Genomic DNA, 10,445 nt, shown 5'->3' with positions numbered 1-10,445 from the left:
GAGCGCCTCGATGGAGTTGATGCCCATGCTGCCCATGAATTCCTTGATCTCATGGTTCCAGGCGTTCATCAGGTTGACGAGACGTTTATAGCCGAGATCGGGATTCAGACGGCGTACCAGTTCGGGACGCTGGGTCGCGATGCCCCAGTTGCATTTTCCCGTCTGACAGGTGCGGCACAGATGGCAGCCGAGCGCAATCAGCGCGGCAGTGGCGATATAGACCGCGTCGGCTCCGAGGGCGACAGCTTTGACTACGTCGGCGCTGGAGCGGATCGAGCCGCCGACCACGAGTGAGACGTTATCGCGGATGCCCTCTTTGCGCAGACGTTCGTCGACGCTGGCAAGCGCGAGTTCGATCGGAATGCCGGTGTTGTCTCGGATGCGGGTCGGAGCCGCGCCGGTGCCGCCGCGGAAGCCGTCGATGGCGATCACGTCCGCGCCGCTGCGCGCGATGCCGCTGGCGATCGCGGCGATGTTATGGACTGCGGCGACCTTGACGATGACCGGTTTTTGATAAGCCGAGGCCTCTTTGAGCGAATAGACCAACTGGCGCAGGTCTTCTATCGAATAAATATCGTGATGGGGCGCAGGGGAGATGGCGTCGGAACCGACCGGAATCATACGAGTGGCCGAGACGTCGCCGACGATTTTGGTGCCGGGCAGATGCCCGCCGATGCCGGGTTTTGCGCCCTGACCCATTTTGATCTCGATCGCAGCGCCCGCTTCGAGATAATCTTTATAGACGCCGAACCGGCCTGAAGCCACCTGTACAATCGTGTTGGGGCCGTATGCGTAAAAGTCCTTGTGCAGGCCACCCTCACCGGTATTATAAAAAGTACCCAGTTCTTTGGATGCGCGGGCCAAACACTCGTGGGCGTTGTAGCTGATCGAGCCGTAGGACATCGCCGAGAACATGATCGGCATCGAAAGTTCCAGCTGAAGCGAAAGTTCCGGCAGCAAAGTTCCGTTTTTGTCGCGTTTCAACTCGGCGGTCTTCTTGCCCAGAAACACGCGGGTCTCCATCGGCTCACGCAGCGGGTCGATGGACGGATTCGTGACCTGTGAGGCGTTCATCAGAATTTTATCCCAATAGACGGGCTGATTCTGAGGATTGCCCATCGAGGACAGCAAAACCGCGCCGGTCGCCGCCTGTTTATAGATCTCCTTGATCAAGCTCGGCTGCCAGTTTGCGTTTTCGCGGAAAGCGTTTTCGTTTTTAACGATTTTTAAAGCCCTTGTCGGACAAAGAGAGACGCACCGGTGACAATCGACGCACTTTGATTCATCCGCAATCATCCGGTCCGCCTCAGCGAGAAAAGAGTGCACTTCGTTCGCGCACTGTCGCTCGCAGACGCGGCAGCGGATGCAGCGCGCGTCGTCGCGGATAATTTCGAAATCTGGATATTGAAAATCAATCGACATAATAACAGCAATTCCTTTCCGCAATGAATGGCGCGGGGCCTATTTCTTCGCCTTGGCGGGACTTTTTTCGAGGGTGAAGATTAACGGTTCGCCGCCGGCGGGAGAATAAATGTTTTCGGCGTCCGGTTCCATCTGGCGGATGGCGCACTCCTCGCTGGCTACATAGGCGATCTTGCCCTTTTCGGCGGAGACCATCGAGCGCAGTTTCAGTCGGTCGTTGAGCGCCATCAAACCGCCTTCATAGCCGAGCAGAATCGAAAACGGCCCGGTGATCAGCAAGGAGCTGAAAGCCATGCGGAGGCGGGTGCAGCGGTCGCGCTCCGCCTCGGGCATGCGCGAAATTGTACTCCAGAACGACGCCGCGAAAACGTTTGCGACTTCTTTGGGTGAAAGGCCTTTCCGGCGCATCAGATAGTCGGTCATATAGGTGATGACTTCGGTGTCGGTCAAAAGCGTGCATTTATAGCCGAACATCTCAATATAGCGGCGGTTTGCGTCATAAGAAGAGATTTCTCCGTTATGTACGACCGAATAGTCGAGCATCGCGAACGGATGCGCGCCGCCCCACCAGCCCGGGGTATTGGTCGGATAGCGGCCGTGGCCGGTCCAGCAGTAGCCCTCGTATTCATCGAGGCGATAATATTCGCCGACGTCCTCGGGAAAGCCGACCGCTTTGAAAACGCCCATGTTCTTGCCGCTTGAAAAGACATAACTGCCTTTGAAACCGGTGTTGATCTTGATCACCGCGCGGGCGACATATTCGCGCTCGTCGATTCCGCTGTCGGCAAGGCGGTTGTGGTTGGGCGCGACAAAATAACGCCAGATGAGCGGCGCGTCGGTGATTTTCGGCGTTTTTCGCACCGGGATGCGCGAGAGGTTGACGACCTCGAACATTTTATCGATATATTTTTCGCATTCTTCTCTGGCCGCCTGATTTTCATAAAACAGGTGGAATGCATACAGATCGGCGTATTGGGGATAGATGCCGTAACCGGCAAAGCCGCCGCCGAGACCGTTGGAGCGCTCGTGCATCACAGTCATCGATTTGACGATTTTACCTCCGTTGATGGGCGTGCCGTCCTTGGCGAAGACGCCGGCGATCGCGCACCCCGACGGAATGCGGACTTCTCCTTCACGAATCATAAAATAACCTCACAAATTAGTCGGACAAAAACATATAACAAAAAAAGCGCCCCCGCGCAGAACTAACCGCTGCGCGGTGAACGCCTTTGTCCACATTTATAGTATATGATGTCGAAATCGGATTGTCAAGATGTTTTATCTTCGGTTGAAATCGGCTGACTTTCAGAGTTTTAAAAAGAAAATCACGCCTGCAATGGAAGCCGTATATAATATGGGTGCGGCGGGTAACTGCCGCATTGATCGAATGAAGAGCGGCGCGATGCCGCATTCGTCTCCGGGAAGCGCGCATCAAGCCCTGCTCGGATTTTTTTAAAAAGGGTATTGACATCATTTTCGAATTGGTGTATAGTTGCCCCATATTACGGCAAAGGCGCCGCAGATTGTTTCTGTGGCGTCTTTGTCTTTTATTTTTTACTAGATCGAAAAGGAGATATGAGATATGACAACGATTTCCGAACTGTTCGGAAGCATGGTATTCAACGATTCGGTGATGAAGACACGTCTCCCGAAGGAGACCTACCGCTCTCTTAAACAGACGATCAAAGAGGGGAAAACCCTTGATCTCTCGGTCGCCAACGTCGTTGCCAACGCGATGAAAAATTGGGCTCTTGAAAAGGGCGCGACCCATTTCACCCACTGGTTCCAGCCGATGACCGGCATCACCGCCGAAAAGCACGACAGCTTTATCTCTCCCGACGGCGACGGCGGCGTGATCTTGGAATTCTCGGGCAAAGAACTGGTCAAGGGCGAACCCGACGCGTCCAGCTTTCCGTCCGGCGGCCTGCGCGCCACCTTCGAAGCCCGCGGCTACACCGCATGGGATCCGACCTCTTTTGCGTTTATCAAAGAGGGTATCCTCTGCATTCCGACGGCGTTCTGTTCCTATTCGGGGGAAGCGCTCGACAAAAAGACCCCGCTGCTGCGTTCGATGGAGGCCATCGACAAAGAGACGCAGCGCATTTTGAAACTCTTCGGCAACTCGACGGCTTCGATCAAAACGACCGTCGGCCCCGAACAGGAATACTTTTTGATTCCGAAAGAACTTTATGATCGCCGCAAGGACTTGATTTTCACCGGACGCACGCTGTTCGGCGCAAAGTCCCCCAAAGGCCAGGAGCTCGAGGATCATTATTTCGGCTCTTTAAAACAGAAAGTTATGGAATACATGCAGGACCTGAACGAGGAGCTGTGGAAACTCGGTATCTCGGCCAAGACCGAACATAACGAAGTCGCCCCTGCTCAGCACGAACTTGCTCCGGTTTTTGCGACCACCAACGTCGCCACCGACCACAACCAGCTGACGATGGAGATGATGCAGAAGATCGCCAAGCGCCACGGCATGATCTGTCTGCTGCACGAAAAGCCCTTTGCGGGCGTCAACGGAAGCGGCAAGCACAATAACTGGTCGATTTCCACCGCCGAAGGGCAGAACCTGCTCGAACCGGGCGACACCCCCTTTGAAAACGCCCAGTTCCTGCTGATTCTCTGCGCGGTCATCAAGGCCGTCGACGAGCATCAGGACCTTTTGCGCATCTCGGTCGCGAGCGCCGGGAACGATCACCGTCTCGGCGCGAACGAAGCGCCTCCCGCCATCGTCTCGATCTTTTTGGGCGACGAGCTGACCGGCATTTTGGATGCGATCGAAAACGATAAGGCCTATGACGGAAAAGGCAAGACCAAGTTCGAAATCGGCGTTAACGTCCTGCCGCATTTCCCCAAGGACACCACCGACCGCAACCGCACCTCACCGTTCGCTTTCACCGGCAACAAGTTCGAGTTCCGCATGGTCGGCTCGGCCAACTCCATCGCCTGCGCCAACATCATGCTGAACACCGCCGTCGCCGAGGCCTTCCGGGTCTATGCGGATAAACTTGAGGGCGCAAAGGACTTCACCGGCGCGCTGCACAAATTGATCAAATCCGAGATCAAAGCGCATAAGCGCATCATCTTTAACGGCAACGGATACGACGAGGAATGGGTCAGGGAAGCCGCAAAGCGCGGTCTGCTCGATCTTCGCACCACGCCCGACTGCCTGCCGCTCTTGATTTCAAAAGAAAACATCAAGCTCTTTAAGCAGCACAAGGTCTATACCGAAGCCGAGATCAAGTCCCGTTATGAGATCATCCTCGAAAACTACGTCAAGGTCATCAATATCGAAGCGCTGACGATGATCGACATGGTCGACAAAGACATTCTCCCGGCTGTCAGCGGATACACCGCTCAGCTTTGCGAGACAGCCGAACTGAAAAAGGGTTTGAAGTGCGCTGCGGGTTACGAGACCAAGACCGCTTCAAAACTCTCCGAACTCGGCGATGAGATTCTTGAGGGCTGCTGCGCTCTGAAGTCCGGAGTCGCAAAGCTGAAAGAGATTTCCGAGTCGCTCGAGGCCTCAAAGTTCTGCAAAGACACCGTCATCCCGGCTATGGCGAAACTGCGCGCCGCATGTGACGAGGCCGAGAGCCTTACCGCTTCCGACGTCTGGCCGCTGCCGAGCTACGGTGAACTGCTGTTCGGCGTCAGATAATATAACCATTAAGATCAACCTGTTTTTCTGACGAAAACGCCCTTCGGGGCGTTTCCGTATTGTAAATGCCTTGTCAAAATAAACAAATCAACTCATCCAAATGATCGGGGGTTATCCAGTTTGTGCACCATTATCGGTTTTACCGAAAAAAACATCTCTCGCGGCGAGGTCTCCCGCTGCCTCGCATGCACCGGGCGCCGAGGTCCCGACGGAGAACGGATCGAGGACGCGGGAAGAGGATATTTGGGCTTTCAGCGGCTTTCGATCATGGGCCTTACGCCGGAGGGCATGCAGCCGTTTTCGCTCGGAAGCAGCAAAGTGGTCTGCAACGGCGAAATCTACGGATTCCGCCCCATCCGGGAACAATTATCGAAAAAATACATTTTTAAAAGCGACAGTGACTGTGAGATTTTACTGCCGATGTACCGTGAATACGGGTTAAAGATGTTTTCAATGCTTGACGCCGAATTCGCCATGATTCTCTACGACGGGGAAAAAGACGACTTTATCGCCGCCCGCGATCCCATCGGCATCCGGCCGCTGTTTTACGGAAAACGCGGCTCCGGTCTGGTGTTTTCCAGCGAGGCGAACAACCTTGCGGGCATCTGTGATCGGATTTATCCGTTCCCGCCGGGCTGCTACTATGCAAACGGCGTGTTCACCAGATACTGCGACATCGCAATGCCCGAAAAGTTGATTGCTTCGGACGTCGAAACCGTCTGCGGGAATATCCGCGACAAACTGATTGCAGGCGTTCAGAAACGGCTCGATTCCGATGCGCCGCTCGGCTTTTTGCTCAGCGGCGGTCTGGACAGTTCACTCGTTTGCTCCATTGCCGCGAGAGAGCTCAAAAAGCCCATTAAAACTTTCGCCATCGGCATGACGACCGACGCCATCGACCTGAAATATGCCAAAGAAGTTGCCGAGTACATCGGCAGCGAGCACACCGAGTTTTATATGGACGACGACGATGTGCTTGCGGTTCTTCCCGAGCTCGTGCGCGCGCTTGCCACATATGACATCACGACGATTCGCGCCTCGATCGGCATGTATCTGTTGTGCAAACAGATTCGGGAGGCGACCGATGTGCGGGTGCTGTTGACCGGTGAGATCTCGGACGAAATGTTCGGCTATAAATACACCGATTTCGCGCCGAGCCCCGAGGCGTTCCAGACCGAGGCCGAAAAGCGCATCCGGGAATTATATATGTACGATGTTCTGCGCGCGGACCGCTGCATCTCTTCCCACTCGATGGAAGCCAGAGTCCCGTTCGGCGATCTCGATCTCGTGAAATATGTCATGGAACTCGATCCTCAGATCAAGATGAACACTTATGGCATCGGCAAATATCTGCTGCGCCATGCGTTCGAGGGCGACTGGCTGCCCGAGTCGATTTTGATGCGCCAAAAGGCCGCCTTCTCCGATGCGGTCGGCCACTCGATGGTCGACGTGCTGAAAGCCCATGCCGAGCAAAAATATACCGACGGGGAGTTTACACGGCTTTCGGCAAAGTACAGCCACGCGAGACCCTTCACAAAAGAATCGTTGATGTATCGGGAACTGTTTGAACAGTTTTACCCCGGACAGGCCGAGATGGTCATCGATTTCTGGATGCCCAACAAGACCTGGCCGAACTGCGCGGTCAACGACCCGTCGGCGCGCGTGCTCGCCAACTACGGCGCAAGCGGAAAGTAAAAAATCATTCGCATAAATAAAGAAAAGCGTGAAAATGAGGAAACAGATAAAACACCGGCGCGGTCTTTTTGGACCGCGCCGGTGTTCGTTTTCTCCTTTTAATTTTCAATCGTCATAGTGAAGGACTTTAACCCGCAGTAATTCAGACGCCCATGCTCCGGATTGCTTCGTCACTGTGTTCCTCGCAAAGAAGGAAATTGGTAAAAAAAATTAATATAGCAAGATTCCCTTACTGGAAACAGTTGCAATGTGATATAGTTACAGAATGGCAACACCGGAAAAATTATAATAAAAATAAACCGTATATGCCGGTGAAGAAGCGGCAGAAACGATGCAACAATTTTTGATTTAAAGTGAAAATTCAGTCGAATGGGTGTATAATAAGGGCAAGACAGAGAAGGAAAACTATTTAATCAAATTTTTAGAAGGATTACCGAAAATAAACAAACAAGAGATTATGAGCGGAAAGGTCGGTACTATATGAAAAAAGTAGTCATTATCGGCGGCGTCGCGGGCGGCGCGACCTGTGCGGCGCGGCTGCGCAGATTGGACGAGAGTGTCGAAATCGTGATTTTGGAACGCGGGGAATACATCTCCTACGCCAACTGCGGGCTGCCCTATTATGTCGGCGACGTGATCAAAAACCGCGCCGCGCTGCTGCTGCAGACCCCCGAAGCCATGAAGAAAAAATACAACATCGACGTGCGCGTGAAAAACGAGGTTGTCGCCATCGACCGCGAGAAAAAAGAAGTCACCGTCAAGCGGGTGGACACCGGCGAAACCTATGCCGAGCCGTATGATACGCTGGTCATCTCGACCGGCTCATCGCCTGTGCGCCCGCCGATTCCCGGCATCGACTCCTCGCGCATTCAGACCCTTTGGACCGTGCCCGACACCGACCGCATCCGCGCTTTGGTGCAGGATCAGGGCGTCAAGACCGCGGCGGTGATCGGAGGCGGCTTTATCGGACTCGAGATGGCCGAAAACCTCCGGCATGCGGGCGTCGAGGTCAGTTTGATCGAGGCGTTGGATCAGGTCATGTCTCCGTTCGATTTTGAGATGGCGCAGCTTTTGCATGAAAATCTGCTGCAAAACGGCGTCAAGCTCTTTTTGGGCGACGGCGTCAGTTCCTTTACAAACAACGAGCACGATGTGACGGTTACGCTCAAAAGCGGCAAGACCGTGAGTGCCGAACTCGTGATTTTATCCATCGGTGTACGCCCGAACGGCGAACTCGCCAAAGCGGCAGGGCTGACCGTAAACGCGCGCGGCGGTGTGGTCGTCGATAAAACCCTCAAAACCTCCGACCCGAATATCTACGCGGTTGGCGACGTAATAGAAGTAGAAGATTTCACCTTCAAAGAGCCGACGATGATCCCGCTGGCAGGCCCCGCGAACAAGCAGGGCAGGATCGCCGCAAACAATATCAACGGCGCAAACGAGACCTATGAGGGCACGCAGGGCACTTCGGTAGCAAAGGTATTCGATCTGACCGCCGCGTCGACCGGCGCGAACGAAAAGACGTTAATTAAGCGCGGCATGGTCAAGGGCAAGGATTACGAGAGCATTATCATCACTCAGAATTCGCACGCCGGGTATTATCCGGGCGCGGTTCCGCTGACGTTAAAAATGCTGTTCTCGATGGACGGCAAAAAGATTTTCGGTGCGCAGATCGTGGGCAAAGACGGTGTTGACAAGCGCATCGATACGCTCTCGACCGCGATTCGGCTCGGCGCTTCCGTTTATGATTTACAAACCCTTGAGTTTGCCTATGCGCCGCCGTATTCCTCGGCAAAAGACCCCGTGAACATGGCCGGATATGTCGCCGGAAACGTATTATCGGGCAAAGTCGCCTATTCTTCCTGGGACGTGCTCGAAAAGGAACCGGAAGCGGTCGCGCTTGATGTGCGCGAAGATGCGGAACTGATGGCGTATTCGCTGCCGAACGCAAACGTAAAGCATATCCCGCTCGGGCAGCTGCGCATCCGTCTTTCCGAATTGGATAAATCCAAAGAGGTCTCGGTGTTCTGCGCCATCGGCGTCCGGGCTTATAACGCCACACGGGTTTTGAAAGAGAACGGGTTCAAGAACGTCAAGCTCTATCCGGGCGGTGCGCGGTTTTATCAATCCACGCACTATCAGCCCGATACCACGCCGATTGCGCAGGTGAGTATCTCCGACAGCGGGCATGTGGACACCAAGGACATCCCGAAAGCGTCGATGCGGCTCGACTGCAGCGGCATGCAGTGCCCCGGCCCGATCATGAAGGTGTTCGAGACCATGAAAGAGATGCATAACGGCGACGTCGTCGAGGTCTCGGCGTCCGACCCGGGCTTTGCGCGGGATATCGTGGCGTGGACAAGGCGCACCGGCAACACATTGGTGGCAAACGACCGGCGCGGGGATGATTATGTGGCGCTCGTGAAAAAAGGCAGTGCCAACACGGCGGCTCCGGTAGTTCGGGATAACACAGAGGGCAAGACAATCATCGTGTTTTCGGGCGATCTCGACAAGGTGCTTGCCAGCTTTATCATCGCGAACGGTGCCGCGGCAATGGGCAGGCCGGTGACGATGTTTTTCACCTTCTGGGGGCTGACCGTGCTGCGCAAACCCAAGCGGCAGAAGGTCAAAAAGACCTTTATGGAGTCGATGTTCGGCGCGATGCTGCCGCGCGGCAGCAAAAAGCTGAAGTTATCGCGGATGAATATGGGCGGCATGGGAACCAAGATGATGAAGAAGATCATGGGCGATAAGAACGTCGATTCGCTTGAGGATTTGATCAAGAAGGCCATGAAGGCCGGCGTCAAAATCGTGGCCTGCACGATGAGCATGGACGTCATGGGCATCAAGGAAGAAGAGCTCATCGAAGGTGTCGAGCTCGGCGGTGTGGGCGCCTACCTCGGCGACGCGGAAGAATCCAATGTGAATTTGTTTATTTAAAATTATACAATATAGTTGTCATCCTGAGCGGAACAAAAAGCGGCCATATCATGCAATATGGTCGCTTTTGTGCATCGTTACCATCGTAGGGCGTGACGACCTCGTTCCCACCGCGTGGATTGCATGCCGTGCGGGTTGCTGCATGCCCCTGCGGTACACGGAGCGCCGAGTCGTCCCCTACGAGTTACTGGAATGACACTTTACACTTGCCGAGGTTTGCGGGCGAATAATATCCGCCCCTACGGTGTGTTAATACGCTCTTACCTGTTCCATCACGGTTTGTTCCCAAATCTGCAGGTGGGCGGGGTTGTGGGCGACGGTGCTGATGTCTTTGAGGGCGATTTCGCAGGTGCAGTTGTTGCGGGCGCAGGCGTCGAGCAGGTGCTTGACTTCGCTGCGGATAACTTCGCGGTCAAAGGCAGCGCCGACATTGGCGGGGTTGGGTTTCAAAGCGACGACATAATCCTTGCTGATGGCCTCGGCGGCGATATTGACATCCGCCCACGGCGTGATCGAGATTTTACGCAGATGAGGGATCTTTTTGACGATGTCGATCTTTTTGTCGAGCGGTTCGCAGCAGCCGTAATAGACCAGGCCGAACGGCTCCATCAGGCGCTTTTCATATTCAATTTCAAATTCCTCGTGCATCTCTTTGGAGACGCTCGCAAAAATCTGCGCCGTACCCCGGCCCCAGACGTTTTTGCGCAGCACGGGCTGATCG

At 54.6% G+C, this 10,445-nt stretch carries 6 protein-coding genes; 3 read left to right on the top strand and 3 right to left on the bottom strand.

Annotated elements, in window-relative coordinates; genetic code table 11:
- Positions 1-1,422 (bottom strand): glutamate synthase-related protein (locus PKH29_04445; GenBank protein HNX14084.1); only part of this gene is annotated, 1,422 nt, incomplete at its 3' end.
- Positions 1,423-1,461: 39 nt separating this feature from the next.
- Complete coding sequence (locus PKH29_04440) at positions 1,462-2,565, bottom strand: glutamine amidotransferase family protein (protein ID HNX14083.1); 1,104 nt, start codon at positions 2,563-2,565, stop codon at positions 1,462-1,464.
- Positions 2,566-3,004: 439 nt separating this feature from the next.
- Here PKH29_04440 and PKH29_04435 point away from each other — a divergent pair, with 439 nt between their 5' ends.
- The 3 genes from PKH29_04435 (at position 3,005) to PKH29_04425 (ending at position 9,724) form a co-directional block, all read left to right on the top strand.
- The gene (locus tag PKH29_04435) at positions 3,005-5,089 is read left to right on the top strand and encodes a glutamine synthetase III (GenBank protein HNX14082.1); all 2,085 of its coding nucleotides are present in this window, start codon (positions 3,005-3,007) and stop codon (positions 5,087-5,089) included.
- Positions 5,090-5,209: 120 nt separating this feature from the next.
- Complete coding sequence (asnB, locus tag PKH29_04430; GenBank protein ID HNX14081.1) at positions 5,210-6,784, top strand: asparagine synthase B; 1,575 nt, start codon at positions 5,210-5,212, stop codon at positions 6,782-6,784.
- Between the two features lie 480 nt (positions 6,785-7,264).
- Positions 7,265-9,724 carry an FAD-dependent oxidoreductase gene (locus PKH29_04425; protein ID HNX14080.1) on the top strand — a complete coding sequence of 820 codons (2,460 nt, stop codon included), beginning with the start codon at positions 7,265-7,267 and terminating at the stop codon, positions 9,722-9,724.
- Between the two features lie 249 nt (positions 9,725-9,973).
- On the opposite strand, the gene PKH29_04420 is transcribed toward PKH29_04425, so the two are convergent.
- On the bottom strand, positions 9,974-10,445 hold a 472-nt coding region (locus tag PKH29_04420), incomplete at its 5' end, for a hypothetical protein (GenBank protein HNX14079.1).

The organism is Oscillospiraceae bacterium, from assembly GCA_035353335.1.
In the GTDB taxonomy this organism is placed as follows: domain Bacteria; phylum Bacillota; class Clostridia; order Oscillospirales; family JAKOTC01; genus DAOPZJ01.
The sequence above is the reverse complement of the archived record's forward strand: the minus strand, read 5'-3'. Positions and strand labels throughout refer to the sequence as shown.

Coding starts and splice junctions, on each gene's coding strand:
- PKH29_04440 (HNX14083.1), bottom strand. CDS start 2,565: ATGATTCGTGAAGGAGAAGTCCGCATTCCGTCGGGGTGCGCGATCGCC.
- PKH29_04435 (HNX14082.1), top strand. CDS start 3,005: ATGACAACGATTTCCGAACTGTTCGGAAGCATGGTATTCAACGATTCG.
- PKH29_04425 (HNX14080.1), top strand. CDS start 7,265: ATGAAAAAAGTAGTCATTATCGGCGGCGTCGCGGGCGGCGCGACCTGT.